We start from the raw sequence: 16,365 nt of genomic DNA, 5'->3' as shown, positions 1-16,365 counted from the left end.
ATCTCTATCCGGCCGCTGAGGATCGTGGCGACCCGCCAACCCCATGGCGGGCCGAAGAGAAGGGCCGACGACCGCAGCAGCGGCCGCCGGCCCAAGGCCGTCGCATGGAGGACTCAGCGCACCTGGCGTGCGCTGAACTGCAGGCGCGGGGTGGCGTAGAACTCCTGAGCCTCGATCAGCTGGAGCTCACGCTCGCCGGAGCGGTAGGTGGTCTCGATCAGGTCGAAGACGCTCGAGGCCGTGCGTTCCAGCGCCACCGCCGCGTCCTTGGTGGCGACGTAGTGGGCGGTGAACAGGGCCGCCGTCACGTCACCGGAGCCGTTGGCCTTGAACGGCAGGTGCGGGGTGGTCACGAGCCAGGCGCCGGCGTCGTCGACGGCGAGCATCTCGATCGTGCCTTCCTGGCGGTCGGGCCGCTCCACGCTCGTGACCAGCACGGTCGAGGGGCCCAGGGCCCGGGCGAGGTCGGCCGAGGCCAGCGTCGACTCGATGCTCGCGGGCTCGGTGCCGGTCAGGAAGCCGAGCTCGAACTGGTTGGGGGTGATGATGTCGGCCACCGGCACCACCCTGTCACGCAGCAGCTCGGGGATCTCGGGCGCGACGAAGCACCCCGACTTGGCGTTGCCCATGACCGGGTCGCACGCGTAGACGGCCGACGGGTTGGCCGCCTTCACCCGGCGCACCGCGTCGACGATCACGTCCCCGATGCCCACCGAGCCCTGGTATCCGGACAGCACGGCGTCGATCCGCGGGAACACGCCCCGCTCCTCGACCCCGAGCAGGATCTCGGCGACATCCGGCGGTGGGATGAGCGGCCCCCGCCACGCGCCGTAGCCCGTGTGGTTCGAGAAGTTCACCGTGGGAACCGGTACGACCTCGACGCCGATGCGTTGCAGCGGGAACACGGCCGCGGAGTTGCCGACATGGCCGTAGGCGACCGCCGACTGGATGGACAGAACCTTCATCCGCCCAGCTTAGAGACCCCCGGGTCGCCGAGCAGCCGGACGATGTGACGCCCGACGTCGACGGCGTTGTCGGCGTAGCGCTCGTAGAACCGGCCCAGCAGGGCGCCGTCGATGGCTGCCTCGACGCCCAGCGGCCAGTCGCTGCTGAGCATGACGGTGAACAGCCGCCGGTGCAGCTCGTCCATCACGTCGTCGTCGCGGTCGAGGCGGCCGGCCAGCACCACGTCGCTGTCGGCCAGGGCGGACACGACCGTCCCGGCCAGGCCGTCGGCCACGCCGCCCATCAGGCCCAAGATCTCGGCCAGCTCGGGCGCCGCCGCGGGCACCGGGTGCCGCCGCAAGGTCGCCCGGGCGACATGCACGGCCAAATCACCCATCCGCTCGAGGTGAGCGGCCACCTGCATCGCGCTCAGGAGGGCCCGCGTGTCCTCGCTGTCCGGTTGCTCGCGGACGACCAGGTCGAAGATCCTGTCCTCGAGGACGCGGGAGAGCACGTCGATCTCGGCGTCCCGGACGGTCACCTGCTGGGCCAGCGTGCTGTCGGAGGTGAGCAGGGCCGCGCTGGCCTGCCGCATCGCCTCCCGCGCGGCCATGGCCATGGTGACCAGCGTGCCGCCGAACGCGTCGCGCATGCTCGCTCCTGTCCGAACGCGGAAAGACGCGAGCGTACCGCTACGTTGTGTCGCCGACGTCACCGAACGTGGGCCGGGGTCGAGGAGATACCGTGCTGAAGGCCGTCCACCGGAGGCACGATGGAGGCTTGGCAGAGTCAGGGATGGGGAGCGCAACGTGAGTCAGAACGTGCTGGCATCGGCGGCGGGTGTGGCCGCTCAGGCGGGCCGGAGGCGTACGTTCGCGGTGATCTCCCATCCCGACGCCGGCAAGTCGACGATGACCGAGGCGCTCGCCCTGCACGCGCGCGTGATCGGGCAGGCCGGCGCGGTGCACGGCAAGGGCGACCGCAAGGGCGTGGTGTCCGACTGGATGGCGATGGAGCAGCAACGTGGCATCTCGGTCACCTCGGCCGCGTTGCAGTTCTCCTACCGCGACACCGTGATCAACCTGCTGGACACGCCCGGGCACGCCGACTTCTCCGAGGACACCTACCGGGTGCTGACTGCGGTGGACAGCGCGGTCATGCTGCTGGACGCGGCCAAGGGGCTGGAACCGCAGACGCTCAAGCTGTTCGAGGTCTGCCGCCAGCGGCAGATCCCGGTGATGACCTTCATCAACAAGTGGGACAGGCCCGGCCACGACGCTCTCGCGCTGCTCGACGAGATCGAACAGCGGATCGGGCTGCGACCGACCCCGTTGACCTGGCCGGTGGGTGTCGCCGGGCACTTCCGCGGCGTGGTCGACCGCCGCACCGGCCGGTTCATCCGCATGGAACGCTCCCCCGGCGGCTCCGACCTGGCCATCGAGGAGGAGATGGACGCGGCCGAGGCCGCGCAGCGGTACGGCGCGGACTGGGACACCGCCGCCGAGGAGCTCGACCTGCTGGCCATGACCGGCGCCGACCATGACCAGAAGACCTTCCTGGCCGCGACCAGCACGCCGGTGCTCTTCGGCGCGGCGGTGGCCAACCTCGGCGTCCGGCAGCTGCTGAACCTGCTGGTCGAGCTGGCGCCGCCGCCGGCCGCGGCCCGGCCCACGGTCGCCGGCACGGACCAGCCGGTCGACGGCCCGTTCTCCGGATTCGTCTTCAAGATCCAGGCGAACATGAACAAGGCCCACCGCGACCAGGTGGCGTTCATGCGGATCTGTTCCGGTCGTTTCGAGCGCGGCATGATCGTCAAGCACGGCGTCACCGGCCGCCCCTTCACCACCAAGTACGCCCAGCAGATCTTCGGGCAGGGCCGCGACACGATCGACGAAGCTTTCCCGGGCGACGTGGTCGGCCTGGTCAACGCGACCGCGCTGGGCATCGGCGACACCCTCTACACCGAGACCCCGGTGCAGTACCCGCCGCTGCCGTCGTTCCCGCCGGAACACTTCGCCGTCGTGCGCACCTCGGACACCTCGGCCTTCAAACGGTTCCGGCGCGGCATCGAACAACTCGACGGCGAGGGCGTGGTCCAGGTGCTGCGCTCCGAGCAGCGGGGCGACCAGGCCCCGGTGCTGGCCGCCGTGGGACCGATGCAGTTCGAGGTGGCCACCTACCGCCTCGAGGCCGAGTTCGGCGTCCAGGTCAAGCTCGACCACCTGCCGTACGAGGTGGCGGCCCGCACCGACGCGGCCGGCCGCGAGATCCTGCGCACCGAGTCGAACGTCGAGGTCATGACCCGCGTACGCGATGACGCCCTGCTCGCTCTGTTCCCCCACCGCTGGCGCCTGCGCACGGTCGCCGGACGACACCCCGATCTGCGACTCGACGAGTGACACTCGACGAGTGACAGCGGTCATGCTAGTGTCTTTCCCGTTGCAGTTTTGATTTCCATGACGTTTCTGGCGCCTGAATGGGTTGTCCAAACCCGCTCGGCGCCTTTCGTTTGTCGTGTCGGTTCGGCGCGGGTGATCAACGCGGCGGCGCGTACGGGTTCGCACAGTGCGGCCTCGAACAGCCTGCAAGGGAGCAGACATGACGACTGGTACCGTGAAGTGGTTCAACGCCGACAAGGGCTTCGGCTTCATCACCCCCGACGACGGTGGCGCTGACGTCTTCGCCCACTTCTCTGCGATCGCGACGAGTGGCTACCGCAGCCTCGACGAGAACCAGAAGGTCGAGTTCGACATCACTCAGGGCCAGAAGGGCCCGCAGGCGGAGAACATCCGCCCGCTCTGATTTACGCGCTCCACGAACGGCGGTCCGCTTAACAGCGGGCCGCCGTTTCGCGTCCTACCTGGCCCAGGCCGGCGGGATCACGGCCGGCCCGGCCTTCGCCTGGTCCCGCACCACCCATTGGCCCGTCCGGACCACGCGGTAGTAGGCGACCGGCTCCCCGGCCGACATCCGGGTGATCACTGCCTCGTCGAGAAACCGCAGACTGACGTACCAGCAGGTGGCCGGGACCGCCCGGCCCGCGCACTCCGGGAGCCGCACACCGGCGACACGCTGCACCTCGAGGATCTTTTCGGACTTGTCCCCGTCAGCTGCCGCCGGAGGTCCAGCGACAGCCGGAGCGGAGGAAGCAGCCGGCGGCGGCTCCTCCGCCGCACCGGCGCAGGTGCGCTCGTACAGCCACTCGGGAATGAACTGCTGCCATTCGTCGGGGGTCAGGTCGCGTCCCGCCAGCCGACAGGCCCTTTCCACCAGGGCGGCCCCGTCCAGGGCGTACGTCTCGTAGAAGTCCTCGTTGCGGAGGATCAGCGCCCGTCCACGGTCGGTCCAGGCGGCCTCCATGACATCGGCGCAGACGTCCTCGAGCATCTCCGGGCCCGGCATCGGAGTGAGGGTCTGGAAAGCGCGGCGAGGTTGAGGATCTCCGCCCGGAACTGCGGGTCGGTCAGCGCCATCGAGCCCGGATCACGGGCCCACGTCGAGTGCCGGCCCGGCCGCCAGGCTGCTCCGGTCGCGGAACACCTCCAGGGCACGAAGGCGGTTCCACGGCTTCGCGAGGCGTTTCAGGCCGTTTTCGACGGCCGCCGCGATCTCCTCATTGCTCGCATGCCCGTACGAGATGAAGGCCGCGTACTGCTTACCGGATGGCCGCGTGTCCTTCATGGCCCGCATCGTCACGCAAGCGCCGGTTGATCGCCAACAATTACACGACATCGGGCGCAGGACTGCGATCCGCCTCGCGTCAGCCGACGGGGACCCGCGGGGCCGGCGCCGGGGTGGTGATGCCCGGCCGCCACCAGTTCCACCGGCCCAGCAGCGACATCGTCGCCGGGAGGAGCAGGCCGCGCACGACGGTGACATCCAGCAGGACCGCCACGGCCATGCCGACGCCGATCTCCTTCACCGCGACCAGGCCGCCGAGGACGAAGCCGAGGAAGACGATGCCGATCGCCAGGGCGGCCGTGGTGACGACCGGACCGGCGGCGGTGATCCCGGCCAGGACGGCGCGGTCGTTGGCCGCGGCGTCGGTGGCCGTCCGCCGGTCCCATTCCTCCTTGATGCGGGCCAGCAGGAACACCTCGTAGTCCATGGACAGCCCGAAGGCGAACACGAACAGCAGCAGTGGAGTCGTCAGGTCGAGCGCGCCCCACGGTTCGAAGTTCAGCACGCTCGCGCCCCAGCCCCACTGGAAGACCGCGACCAGCACCCCCATGGTCGCCAGCAGGGTCAGCAGGTTCATCGCGATGGCCTTGACCGGCACCACCACCGAGCGGGTGAGGGCGAACAGCAGCGCTCCGGTGGCCAGGACGATGATCGCCAGAGCGACGGGCAGGCGCTCGGCCACCGATCGTCTGGCGTCGGTCAGCTCCGCCGCAGGCCCGGCTACCAGCACGGGAGCGGGCGCGTCGAGGGCCCGCAGGGCGGTCACCAGCTGCTGGGCCTCCCGGCTGTCGGCGGCCCCGCTCGGCACCACGTCGGCCACGCTCACCCCGGGTGGCAGCTCCGACCGTACGTACACGTCGGATACGCCCGGCAGCCGCTCCATGGCCTCGAACAGCTCGGGGATGCCGGGCTGGTCCGGCGCCTTCTCGACGACGACGGTCAGCGGCTGCTTCGGCGGGTCGGCGAACTTCTGCTGCGTCGCCTGGTACGCCTGTCGGGCCTCGCTGCTCGTCGGCAGCACGCGGACGTCGGAGTTGGCGAACTCCACGAAGAACAGCGGAGCGCTCAACGCCAGCAGGCCGGCCGTCGTGGTCAGCGCCACCGCACGCGGCCGGCGTTGAGCGAACCCGGCCAGTCGGGCGAGCAGGCCGGGGCCCCGCCGGCGCCATCGGCTGTGCGCCGGGATGCGCCGGTGGGCGGTGGCGATCAGCGCAGGCACCAGTGTCAGCCCGGCCGCCGTGGCCAGAACGACGACCAGTGCTCCGCCCATGGCCATCGCGGCCAGCAACGGATCGCCGAAGGCGAACAACCCCACCAGCGCGGCGGCGACCGCCGAGCCGGAAACCAGCACGGCCCGGCCGGCGGTGGCCACCGTACGCTCGATGAGGTCGGCCAGCGGCGCGCGCGGATCGGCGGACCGCTCCTGCTGGAACCGGGAAATCATCAGCAGGCTGTAGTCGACGGCCAGCCCGATGCCGAGCAGGGTGACCACGTTGACCGCGTACTCGCTGACCGGCAGCAGGCGGGCCAGCCCGGTCAGCGTCAGCAGCGTGGCGGCGACCGCGCCCAGGGCGGCCGCCAACGGCAGCAGGCCGGCCACCAGACCGCCCAGCAGCACGATCAGCAGGAGCGCCACGCAGACCAGAGCCACGGATTCGCCGACGGCGGCGTCCCGGACGGCCTGGTCGCCGAACTCCCGCTCGGCGAGCAACTCGCCGCCGACGAGAATCTCGGGCGCGTCGATGCGGCGCAGGGCGGCGCTCACCTGGTCGGCCACCCGCAACGCCTCGTCGTCGCTCAGGCCCGGTTGCAACTCCACCGAGACCAACGAGCTGCGGTTGTCGGTGGAGATCTTCCGCGTCCCGGTGGTGTACGAATCCTCGACCTCGGCCACGCCGGGGATGGCCCGGATCTCGAACGCGGTCCGGGTGACGCTGTCGATCAGGCCGATGGCGCCGACGTCGCGCCCGGAGATCAGCGCGACGACCCGCTCGCCCTCGGGCGCCACCGCGTCGAGACGGTCCTGCGCGACGGCGGCCGGGGCGCCGGCGGGCAGAGTCTCGACCGACTGCGTGCGATCGTAGACAGAGCCACCGAACACCGCGCCGGCCACCGCGACGGCCAGCCACACGGCGATGACGGCGAGGCGCCGCACATACATCGCACGACCTAGCCCAGCCAGCATGACGCCCTCCTGACAGGCGCCGGAGGGGCAGCCGCGGCTATGCAATCACCACGGGCCGCCGGGGCGCAACCGCTCTCATTGAGGTTTGTCGATTCCCCTGCCAGGATGGCGGGATGACGAGCGCGCGACGCCTGGTCTCGGCAATGTCCGTCGTGGTGCTGGCCGTGGCCGGTGCCCTCGCCGCCTCGCCGGCCACGGCCGCGGCCGTGGAGCAAGTCGACCCGGACACGCCCTGGCGCATGCGGCACTGGCCGCAGACCCAGCCGTGGCAGGTCGACGAGGCCGCGACGCTGAGCCGCCCGGGCAGTGGTGGGCCGCAGCCGATCGATCCCCAGCGTTACGAGCTGCCCGACACGATGACGTGGTCCGACTACCGGCCGGTGCCCGGCACCGACTGGGCGAATCCGGCCGTACGCGGGTCGGAGCGCAACTTCAACGGCGCTCTCGTGCTCGTCGACTATCCGAACCAGCCGTTCGTCGTCACGCAGCCGGCGAACTCCACCATCTACGGCAACCCGTCCGGCGTCCAGAATCTCGCCCGCGCCGACGTGCCGCAGTTCTACCGCGACTTCCTCAACCGGCCCGGCGGGCTCAACCGCGGCCACACCATCCACGAGTACTGGATGGAGGACTCCAACGGGCGGTTCGGCATCGAGCTGAGCGCGTTCGGCGTCTACCAGATGCCGAACGAGAGCCACGAGTACGGCATCGAGGCCCAGATGCAGCGCGGGCAGGGCTGCCCGGCCGGTGACACCTGCGGCCGCAATCTGCGTACCGACGCCCGCGCCGCCTGGATCACCGCGGTGGGCGAGGACGAGGCTGCCCGCTACGACTTCGTCTTCTTCCTCTCGGCCGGGCAGGACGAATCGGCCACCTGGCAGGAGTTCGGGCCGATGAAGTTCACCACCAAAGAGGACGTGACCGAGGACTTCGGGCCGCCGGACGACGCGCTGCCGAACTGGAACGCCACCCGCTACGTCGATTGGACCTCGTGGCAGGCGTCGGCGAACATCTGGCCCAACGCGACCCAGGGCAGCTCGCTGCAGGCCGAGAGCTCGGGCATGTCGACGTACGCCCACGAGTTCAGCCACATCCTCGGGGTCGGCGACAACTACAACAACCCGTACGGGATCCCGGCCCGCCGCGACTACAGCGGACCGTGGGAAATGCTCAGCCGGGGCACGTTCAACGGTCCCGGCGGCCCGCACAGCCGCTGGCTGATCCCGGGCACGGCCGGTTCGTCGATGGGCGCCCAGCACATGCTGCGCAACAAGATGAAGCTCGGCATCGTCTCGTCCGATGCGGTGCTGCGCCTTTCCCGCGAAGCGCTGGCCGCCTCGGGTGTGGTCATGACCCGCGTGACGGCCCGAGCGGTCGATCAGGGGCTCGCGGGCATCAACGTGACGCTCGACGGCGGCGACCGCTCGCCCGCCTGCGACACCGCGACCGATCCGTTCTGCGACGGCGGCGGCTACGGCAACTACACGCTCGAGGTGGTCGACCGGATGGGCTTCGACTCGTTCACGCCCGACTCCGGCGTGCTGCTGGCCAAGACCAAGGACGCGGACGCCGCCCCGTTCATCTGGACCGTCGACGCCAACCCGCAGGACATCGACAAGGTCGACTTCGTGCTGCCGGACGGCACGCCGCAGAAGATGACGATCGGTGACTACCGCCAGCTCTCCGACGCCCTCTTCCACGCCGGCACCGGCTCGGGCAGCCGATTCGAGTACGTCGACACGCCGAACCGCCTGCACTTCTACGTTCTCGACCGCCAACGGAACAACAAGGGCGTGCTGTCGTACGAGGTGGCTGTCCGCTCCCTCGACGGAGCCGGCCCGTCCGCCCGGGGCGTCAAGGCGTACCCGGCCACGGCCCGCCCCGACCACACCGGTTGGGCGCGCTGCACCATTCGCGTACGCAACACCGGCCGAGCCGCCGACGTCTTCCGCGTCACGGCCGAGGGAGCCGCACTCCCCCGCACGGTGGTCGGCATCCCCGCCGGCCGGACGTCACCGGTGGAGGTCTGGACGAAGAGCACCCGCCGGCCAACGGTGACTCTCACCTCGGAGAGCAACCCCGCCGCCAGGAGCACGACATCCTGCACGACCCGATGACCGTTGCCGCCCGCGCCCGAAACGGAGACGGCCGGCTGACCAGGGGAGATCACGCGAGCGAACGCGGATCTACAACCGTGGGCAACCGGCCGCCACCAAGCCCGGCGGCTCTTCGAGGAGCGCCGGGCCGTCTTGTTACAGCGGGCGGATGTTCGCCGCCTGCAGGCCCTTGGCGCCCTGCTCGACGTCGAACTCGACCCGCTGGTTCTCTTCGAGGCTGCGGAAGCCGGAGGAGGCGATCGCCGAGAAGTGTGCGAACACGTCAGCGCCGCCACCGTCCTGAGCGATGAAGCCGAATCCCTTGTCGCCGTTGAACCACTTGACGGTACCGGTGGCCATGTTTTTCTCCTGTCGACTCGTGAGTGGCGCACTGTGCGCCGCCCCGCGTCGCCGCGCTGATCACCGTGTACCGACGAAACAAAAAACGCCTGACGGGTTGAGACCCATCAGGCGTCGGGAAACGTCCAAGGAAATCAATACTGCAACCGGACCAATCTAGCACGGGCCTACGTCCCGGCGCGATTTGGACGTAAGCCCGTTGGGGCGTTGCCGCACGGCACCCGGCGACCGGGTTCACGCCGGCGGCCGGGCCGAACCGTTCACGGTAAGCGCGATCATGGCAACGTCGTCGTCGACCTCGGTGAACGTGGTGAGCAGGCCGGCGAGCGCCTCGACGACCGCCGGGGCGCTGGTCGGACCGGCCCCCTTCGCGAACTCCAGCAACGCCTCTTCGCCGTACCGCTCACCGCTCCCGGTGCGGGCCTCGGTCAGCCCGTCGCTGTACAGGATCAGGGTGTCACCCGCACCCAGCGAGATCGTCCGGGCGACCAGACGCGGCTCGGCCAGAATGCCGATCAGCGCGCCACCGTCGGTCGAGTGGTACGCAGCGGAACCGTCGGCACGCACGACGAGGGCCGGCGGGTGGCCGCCGGAGGCCACCGTGGCGGTGTAGCCGCTGCCCCGCCGTTCGAGGACGCCGAAGATGACCGTGCAGTGCCGGTGCCCCGGTGCGGCGTACTCCTGATAAAGGACGGCATTGAGGTTCTTGAGCACAGCGACCGGCTCGGAGTCGTAAACGGCGGCCGCGCGCAAGGTGTAGCGGGTGGCGGCGGTCACCGCGGCCGCCGCCACCCCCTTTCCGCGGACGTCACCGAGGAAGAAACCCCACCGGTCGCCGGACAGGGGAAAAATGTCGTAGAAGTCGCCGCCGACCTCGTCGTCGGAGGCCATGTGGTAATGAGACGCCGTCGTCATGCCGGGCGGAGCCGCCAACGAGGCCGGAAGCAGGCTGCGCTGAAGGCCGACGACAAGCAGGCGGAGCCGGTCCCGTTCGCGGTCGGCCGCCTGCCGGGCTTCCAGCAGCTGGTTCTCGTACGCACGCCGCTCGCGCGCGTCGAAGACAGTCGTCCGGATCAGCAACGGAGCACCGCTGCGTCCGACCTTGACGGTGGAGGTGATCAGAACCGGCAGCGGGTGGTCACCACCGGTACGCAACTCGAGCGCGGCGCCTTTGGCCTCGCCCTGCAGGTACAGAAGCGGTGCGTACCGGGCCTCGTAGAGAATGCGGCTGCCGGGTGCGAGCAGGTCGGCGAAGCGGCGGCGGCCGATCAGGTCCGCCCGGGCCCAGCCCGTCCAGTTGAGCAGGGTGGTGTTGACCTTCGCGATCGTGCCGTCCGGCAGCGTGGAGATGAAGCCGCAGGGCGCCTCGTCATACAGGTCGCCGAGATCGTCCTCGAGCAGAGCCGGAAACACGCCGGAGGGCGGCGCCGGCTGTTGTGCCGCCTCACGCCGGCGGTGTGCCCGGCGGCCGAGCGGCCACGTCAAGGGCGGGCGCACTCGGTGACCGGAGGTCCTGGTCGTTTCACCCGTCGAGTCTCTCATCCGGGTGGGAGCACGTCGCCTCGTGGTCACACGCCGGGCGGCGGTACTGTGAAGCTCACAGGAACTATCGGATGTGCTGCTGCCCTGGTCCTCGGCGGTTCCCCTAGTCAGGGAGAGGTGCGGCCATGAAGAGCCGTTCACGCCCGCCGGCGGCGCTGCTACGGCGCGGCGATCCCCCTGGTGACCGTCGTGGATGAGTTCGTCGTCCGCGTGGCCCGCCTGGTCGCGGACGAGCCGTCCCGGCCCGGTGACCACCACGGTGTGGCGGGAAAGCTCCGCCGGTTGTGCACCGCCGCCGGGCGGACCCTGTCCGCTTCCGGCGCCGGGGTCAGCGTGCTGGCCACCGGCGGGATGCGGGGCGTGGCGGCGGTGTCCGAGCCCGCCTACGAACCACTCGAGGAGCTGCAGTTCTCGCTGGGTGAGGGTCCGTGCCTGGACGCGTTCACCGATCGCCGGCCCGTGCTCGTGCCCGACCTCTCGGACGGGGCGATGAGCCGATGGCCGGGGTACGCGTCCGCGCTGCACGACAAGGGTGTGCGAGCGGTGTTCGCATTCCCGCTGCAGATCGGCGCGGCGCGCCTGGGTGCCCTCGACGTCTTCCGGGGCGAGGTGGGCTCCCTGACTCCGGATGAGTTCCGGGACGCTTTGACCTTCGCTGACATAGCGGTGATGACGTTGCTCGACGGTCAGGCCCGGGCGGTGCCCGGGGCCGCCGCTGACGGCCTGGACGACGAGGTGGTGGGGCAGCGGGCCGAGCTGTTCCAGGCGCAGGGAATGGTGGCCGTGCAGTTGGGTATCTCGCTGGCGGATGCGCTGGCCCGGCTGCGCGCCTACGCCTACGCCGAGGACAGGGCCTTGGGAGACGTCGCGCGTGACGTCGTGGCGCGTAGGGTTTCGTTTGATAGCGGCCGGCCGTGACCGCCGTCAGTCCGGTATCCGGAGAAGGGCGGTAGACCGCTGTGACCACCGTTTCCGCCGAACGGCTGGCGACGCTGTTCGTCGACGTCGCCGACACGCTCGTCGACGACTTCGACGTCGTGGAGTTCCTGCAGATGCTCACTCGACGGGTAGCCGGTCTGTTCGGCACCGGTGAGGTCGGGTTGATGCTCGCGGATCATCGCGGCCGGCTCGCGTTCATGGCCGCCTCCGACGAGAGCGCACGGCTCATGGAGTTGTTCCAACTGCAGTACGGCGACGGTCCGTGCCTCGACGCGTTCCGCACGGCCCGCCCGGTGACCAACGTCAACCTGGCCGCGGCGACGGCGAAGTGGCCCGAGTTCGCACCCCGGGCCGCCCAGGCCGGCTTCCAGTCGGCACACGCCTTCCCGCTGCGCCTGCGCAAGGAGGTCATCGGCGCGATGGGTGTGTTCGGCAGCGCCACCGAACTGGACGAGGCGGACGCCCACATAGTGCAGTCGCTGGCCGACGTGGCCGTCATCGGCCTGCTGCAGGAACGCGCCATCCACCGCGGTGAGGTGCTCACCGGCCAGTTGCAGGGTGCTCTGAACAGTCGCATCGTCATCGAACAGGCGAAAGGCATCGTCGCCCAGGCCCGCGGGGTGAGCCCGGACGCCGCGTTCAGCTTGATCCGTGATTACGCCCGCCGCAACAACCGCCGCCTCAGCGAGGTCGCCGACACCATCGTCACCAACCTGCCGAGCCTCCCCCACCTGGGCGGTCACTGACGCAGCGGGGCCCCGACGTCGTGCAGATGACGCAGGGCCTGCCGATACGACTTGACCAGGCTGGTCTCCTCGTACGAGACCCCGGCCCGTTCGCAGTAGGCCCGGACGATCGGCTGCGCCTTGGGCAGGTTCGGGGTGGGCATCGCCGGGAACAGGTGGTGCTCGATCTGATAGTTCAACCCGCCGAGGGCCACGTCGGTCAGCCGGCCACCCTTGACGTTGCGCGACGTCAGCACCTGCTTGCGCAGGTAGTCCTCGGTGCCGTCGGGGTGGGGCATGCCCTTGTGATTCGGCGCGAAGGTCATCCCCAGGTAGACCCCGAACACCGCATGATGCACGAGGAAGAACACCAGCGCCTGCAGCGGTGACAGCACCAGCAGCAGCGCGGCCACGTAGGCGACCAGGTGCAGCGCCATCAAACCGGCTTCCAGCCCGCGGCGCTTCATGCCCGGCCGTCGCAGCGCCTTGATGCTGGAGATGCGCAGGTCGATGCTGAGCAGCGTCAGCAGGGGGAAGAACAGCCCGGCCTGGTGCCGGGTGACGAAGCCCTTCACCCCGCGCCGGCCCCACGCCGACTCGGTGGCCCAGATGAGCACCTCGGGTTGCACGTCCGGGTCCAGCTCGTCGTGGTTCGGGTTGTTGTGGTGGCGGGTGTGCTTGTCCATCCACCAGCCGTAACTCATCCCGACCGCGATGTTGGCCACGATCCGGCCCGCGATCTCACTGGGCCGCTTCGTGCGGAACACCTGGCGGTGAGCCACGTCGTGCGCCAGCAGGGCCGCCTGCGAGAAGACCAGCCCCAGCAACCCGGCCACCGCGATGTTCCACCAGGACGAGCCGAGCAGGAAGAACAGCACCCAGGCGCCCGCGAACAGCGCGGACACGACACCCGCTCGTACGGCGTAGTAGGCGGGCCGGCGTTCGAGCAGTCCGGCCTGGACGATCTGCCGATTCAGAGCGGCGAAATCACTACCGGCCGTCTTCGGCCGCTGTACCACCGATGCGCTCATCGCGCGACTCCTAAGAACTGACTGGCCGGCATGACGACGTCGACAAGCCGGCGAGCATGAAACTGACGATGAGGCCGCGGAGTCTGGACGGCCGGATACACGTCCGCCTGAGGCGATAAGTGCAGTAGGAAAGAACTACCCGCCCAGCGGGACGGTCAAACGGGTTACCGGGTCGGACGGCGCGACCCGCATGGTGAAGGTGCCGCCGTCGAGGCAGCGAACGGTGATCATCGACGACGGCTGATCGGCCCGATAGCCGAGGCTGACCGTGCGCTCGCCCAGCACCACCTGATGGGGCCGGGTCGTCCAGCCCGCGGCGCCGAGCAGCAGACGCCCCACCGGGCCGCGGATCTGGTCGAGAGCGGGCAGCAGGACGCGCAACTGCGCGCCGAGGTCGTCCGGACCGGGCCACCAGCTGCGGTCGAGCAGCAGGTCGTGGTCGCTGACCGACTCGAGCCCCGTTCGAGGAGCGGGAGCGGGCGCCGAATCGGGCTGATGTTCCAGGGGTGTCACTGTCTATCCCGTCGTCCGGGACCACCGCAGGCGCGGGTCCGACCCGCGGAACAGGCGAGGACGAGGCTCACTGAGGCCGTGAGGCGCACGGCCGTCGGCCGCGCGCGCCGGCCGGAGCCGGCACCGATGACTGCGCACCGGTCGACATCCACGGTACGCGTTGCCGGAAGCCGGGCGCGTAGTGTCGAGGCACACCGGCTTCTCGACCCTCCCGGACCACCCAGACCTCAGCCGCCCCGCGCTGCCGCGCTGCGCTCGTCCTCGTCCTCGTCCTCGACGGCGAGGTCGGCCGGACGGCCGGCGGTGCTGGTCGCTGTCAGCGCGGCGGCGAACAGGAACAGCTGATTGATCGCGTTCAGGAAGACCAGCAGCCCCACCGAACCCGCGACGAGCTGATAGGCCGGGTTGGCCTCCGTGAGCCGAACATAGAGACCACCGAGGGTCTTGAGCAGCTCCAGTCCGACCGCCACCAGCAACGCGGGCCCCAGCAACCGGCGCCACGGCATCCGCACGCGGGACACCCCGGTCAGCGCGCCCGCGGCGAGAACCGCGTTGAATCCGACGCCGATCAGCAATCCGGCCGCCTTCAACAGCCACCGCGACAGCACCATGCCCGTGCCCGCCGCATCCACCGCCCGGTTCGCGGCGACGGTTGTCGCATACGCCACCGCCAGCGAGAGGATGAGCAGCAGCCCCAGCCCCACCAGCACCAGAAGGTCCACGAGCACCCGGACGGCCAGGTTGCCGGGATATTCCGGCAGCTCCCACATCCGGCGGATCGACGACCGCAACGCGTCGACCCAGAACCACCCCGTGATCGGCAGGCCGATGAACGCGATCACGCCGACTGTGGCCCGGGCATCGCGAAGCGCCTGCACGTTCACGTGGGGCAGGTTGTCGGCGAGGTAGCTTTCCACCGATCCCCGCATCGCCGGATCGTCCAGCACGAAGCCGAAGACGGCGCCGCCCAGCAGCCCTAAGGCGAACGTGGCGAAGAACGAGTAGTACGTCACCGCGGCAGCCAGCCGGCCGCCGTCGGCCCGGTCGTACCGGACGCCTGCCCGGACAAGATGGTCCAGCCACCCGACGCGGTGACGCAGTCGCCGCCAGAAGACGCCGACCATCGACACCCGACGTTGACCTGCCACGGGATCCAGATACCCGCCCGGCCGCCGGCTACGCCGCTACCTTCGGAGTACGGGGCGTACTGTGGTGACTGTCGCTCCGGACCTCGGCGGCCCTATCCGTCAGGGGAACAGACAGATGACCATTTCGAAGGCAACCGTTCTCGCCGTTCTCCGCGAACGTGGCCAGCACGCGCGGGCCGAATTCGTCGACCGGGAGCTGCCCGACGAGATCGACCCCAACGTGCACGGGGGTCTCCTGGCCACCCTCCGCCTCGATCTGTCCGACCTGGTCAAGCCCGACCCGGTCTGACAGCCACGCCCCCGCCGCGACGAGCACGCGCTCACGCCACGGCGGCCCAGACCACCTTGCCGTCCCGTGTGGGCACCGCGCCCCACGCGACGGCTGTCGCGTGCACCAGCCGCAGGCCCCGTCCCCGTTCACCGAGCTCGGCCGGCTGGTCGGCGAGCCTCAGTTCGCTCGCGTCCGGAAAGCTGCCGACACAGTCGTGGATCGCCAGGTGCAGTCGGGTATCGGTGCGCGACATGGTGACGATGAAGTCGGTGCGGGCGTGTTCGACCGCGTTGGCTGCCAGCTCGGAGGCGATCAGCCAGGCATCCTGCAACTGCTTCGGCCGGTCCCAGGCGTCGCAGGCCCGCGTGACCAGGGCGCGGGCGGCCGCGACCGACGCCGGTCGAGGCTCCAGCCAGGCCTGCAGACGATCGGTGCGGTATTTCCGCGCGACGCTTGCCGCGCGTGCCTCGACAGCGGTGGTGTAGACGCGTGGTTGCGGTCCTCGGAGATAGCGGAGACGCCGGCTCAACACGGTCGTACCCGCGATGCTGAACACCACGTTCACCGGCACGGTCTCGAGCCGGGCCTGCCGCCACAACGCCAGCCAGAAGGGGAGGCTGGCCCCCGGGGGATCGGCCAAGTCGTGCAGGGCTACGACGATGGGAGTCGGCGGACCGGCCAGGCACATCCGCAGCGCGGCGGAAACCTGTTGACCCAGTTGCGGCGACCAGCGGCCGTGCACCGCTATCTCGACCACCGTCAGACCGGCGTCACCGGTCACGGACACTCGCGGGCTGCTGTCCTCGGTGACGGCGGTGAGCAGATACGGGGGCGCGATCGGCTGATTCTGCGTCCCTCCGCCCGCGACGGTCACTGTGCGACAGCGACTCGCGCGGCGCGGCCGCTCGGCCGCAAAGGGTTGACGACGA

At 70.1% G+C, this 16,365-nt stretch carries 17 protein-coding genes; 6 read left to right on the top strand and 11 right to left on the bottom strand.

Annotation, left to right across the window (positions count from 1 at the left end):
* Window positions 1–113 precede the first annotated feature (113 nt).
* Both pdxY and KXC43_RS34150 read right to left on the bottom strand, forming a co-directional pair.
* A complete protein-coding gene (pdxY, locus tag KXC43_RS34155) occupies window positions 114–965 on the bottom strand; it encodes a pyridoxal kinase PdxY (protein WP_221380334.1) in 852 nt (283 codons plus the stop codon).
* Window positions 962–1,597, bottom strand: a complete 636-nt coding sequence (locus KXC43_RS34150; protein ID WP_221380333.1) for a phosphate signaling complex PhoU family protein — start codon at window positions 1,595–1,597, stop codon at window positions 962–964. The genes pdxY and KXC43_RS34150 overlap by 4 nt, the downstream gene beginning before the upstream one ends.
* 157 nt (window positions 1,598–1,754) lie before the next feature.
* Here KXC43_RS34150 and KXC43_RS34145 point away from each other — a divergent pair, with 157 nt between their 5' ends.
* Window positions 1,755–3,344 carry a peptide chain release factor 3 gene (locus tag KXC43_RS34145; RefSeq protein WP_221380332.1) on the top strand — a complete coding sequence of 530 codons (1,590 nt, stop codon included), beginning with the start codon at window positions 1,755–1,757 and terminating at the stop codon, window positions 3,342–3,344.
* A gap of 199 nt (window positions 3,345–3,543) precedes the next feature.
* On the top strand, window positions 3,544–3,747 hold the full coding sequence (gene cspE / locus KXC43_RS34140) for a transcription antiterminator/RNA stability regulator CspE (protein WP_184995226.1): 204 nt from the start codon (window positions 3,544–3,546) through the stop codon (window positions 3,745–3,747).
* Window positions 3,748–3,801: 54 nt separating this feature from the next.
* Here cspE and KXC43_RS34135 read toward each other — a convergent pair whose 3' ends face one another.
* The 3 genes from KXC43_RS34135 to KXC43_RS34125 all read right to left on the bottom strand — a co-directional run bounded on the left by KXC43_RS34135 (window position 3,802) and on the right by KXC43_RS34125 (window position 6,787).
* A complete protein-coding gene (locus KXC43_RS34135) occupies window positions 3,802–4,347 on the bottom strand; it encodes a hypothetical protein (RefSeq protein ID WP_221380331.1) in 546 nt (181 codons plus the stop codon).
* Window positions 4,348–4,428: 81 nt separating this feature from the next.
* Window positions 4,429–4,626 (bottom strand): hypothetical protein, encoded by a 198-nt coding sequence (locus KXC43_RS34130; RefSeq protein WP_221380330.1) that lies wholly within the window; start codon window positions 4,624–4,626, stop codon window positions 4,429–4,431.
* Between the two features lie 79 nt (window positions 4,627–4,705).
* Window positions 4,706–6,787 carry an MMPL family transporter gene (locus KXC43_RS34125; RefSeq protein WP_221380329.1) on the bottom strand — a complete coding sequence of 694 codons (2,082 nt, stop codon included), beginning with the start codon at window positions 6,785–6,787 and terminating at the stop codon, window positions 4,706–4,708.
* Window positions 6,788–6,924: 137 nt separating this feature from the next.
* On the opposite strand from KXC43_RS34125, the gene KXC43_RS34120 reads away from it, so the two are divergent.
* Window positions 6,925–8,928 (top strand): M6 family metalloprotease domain-containing protein, encoded by a 2,004-nt coding sequence (locus tag KXC43_RS34120; RefSeq protein WP_221380328.1) that lies wholly within the window; start codon window positions 6,925–6,927, stop codon window positions 8,926–8,928.
* Window positions 8,929–9,063: 135 nt separating this feature from the next.
* Here the strand turns inward: KXC43_RS34120 and KXC43_RS34115 are convergent, their stop codons facing one another.
* The gene (locus tag KXC43_RS34115) at window positions 9,064–9,267 is read right to left on the bottom strand and encodes a cold-shock protein (protein ID WP_221380327.1); all 204 of its coding nucleotides are present in this window, start codon (window positions 9,265–9,267) and stop codon (window positions 9,064–9,066) included.
* A gap of 234 nt (window positions 9,268–9,501) precedes the next feature.
* Window positions 9,502–10,764 carry a SpoIIE family protein phosphatase gene (locus KXC43_RS34110; protein ID WP_308129388.1) on the bottom strand — a complete coding sequence of 421 codons (1,263 nt, stop codon included), beginning with the start codon at window positions 10,762–10,764 and terminating at the stop codon, window positions 9,502–9,504.
* A gap of 225 nt (window positions 10,765–10,989) precedes the next feature.
* Here KXC43_RS34110 and KXC43_RS34105 point away from each other — a divergent pair, with 225 nt between their 5' ends.
* Window positions 10,990–11,727 (top strand): GAF and ANTAR domain-containing protein, encoded by a 738-nt coding sequence (locus KXC43_RS34105; protein WP_308129387.1) that lies wholly within the window; start codon window positions 10,990–10,992, stop codon window positions 11,725–11,727.
* A 41-nt stretch (window positions 11,728–11,768) separates the two neighbouring features.
* On the top strand, window positions 11,769–12,494 hold the full coding sequence (locus tag KXC43_RS34100) for a GAF and ANTAR domain-containing protein (protein ID WP_221380325.1): 726 nt from the start codon (window positions 11,769–11,771) through the stop codon (window positions 12,492–12,494).
* On the opposite strand, the gene KXC43_RS34095 is transcribed toward KXC43_RS34100, so the two are convergent.
* From KXC43_RS34095 to KXC43_RS34085, 3 genes are all read right to left on the bottom strand, one after another.
* Window positions 12,488–13,504: a fatty acid desaturase family protein gene (locus KXC43_RS34095; protein ID WP_221380324.1), complete on the bottom strand. Its 1,017-nt coding sequence runs from the start codon at window positions 13,502–13,504 to the stop codon at window positions 12,488–12,490. The genes KXC43_RS34100 and KXC43_RS34095 overlap by 7 nt on opposite strands.
* Before the next feature lie 135 nt (window positions 13,505–13,639).
* Window positions 13,640–14,017, bottom strand: a complete 378-nt coding sequence (locus KXC43_RS34090) for a DUF5994 family protein (protein ID WP_221380323.1) — start codon at window positions 14,015–14,017, stop codon at window positions 13,640–13,642.
* Window positions 14,018–14,244: 227 nt separating this feature from the next.
* Window positions 14,245–15,165 carry a YihY/virulence factor BrkB family protein gene (locus tag KXC43_RS34085; protein ID WP_308129386.1) on the bottom strand — a complete coding sequence of 307 codons (921 nt, stop codon included), beginning with the start codon at window positions 15,163–15,165 and terminating at the stop codon, window positions 14,245–14,247.
* A gap of 115 nt (window positions 15,166–15,280) precedes the next feature.
* Here KXC43_RS34085 and KXC43_RS34080 point away from each other — a divergent pair, with 115 nt between their 5' ends.
* Complete coding sequence (locus KXC43_RS34080) at window positions 15,281–15,454, top strand: hypothetical protein (RefSeq protein WP_221380322.1); 174 nt, start codon at window positions 15,281–15,283, stop codon at window positions 15,452–15,454.
* 31 nt (window positions 15,455–15,485) lie between these two features.
* Here KXC43_RS34080 and KXC43_RS34075 read toward each other — a convergent pair whose 3' ends face one another.
* The gene (locus KXC43_RS34075) at window positions 15,486–16,310 is read right to left on the bottom strand and encodes an ATP-binding protein (protein ID WP_221380321.1); all 825 of its coding nucleotides are present in this window, start codon (window positions 16,308–16,310) and stop codon (window positions 15,486–15,488) included.
* Window positions 16,311–16,365 lie beyond the last annotated feature (55 nt).

This window comes from Paractinoplanes polyasparticus (assembly GCF_019710575.1).
In the GTDB taxonomy this organism is placed as follows: Bacteria; Actinomycetota; Actinomycetes; order Mycobacteriales; family Micromonosporaceae; genus Actinoplanes; species Actinoplanes polyasparticus.
This window is presented reverse-complemented; position numbering and strand designations above follow the sequence as displayed.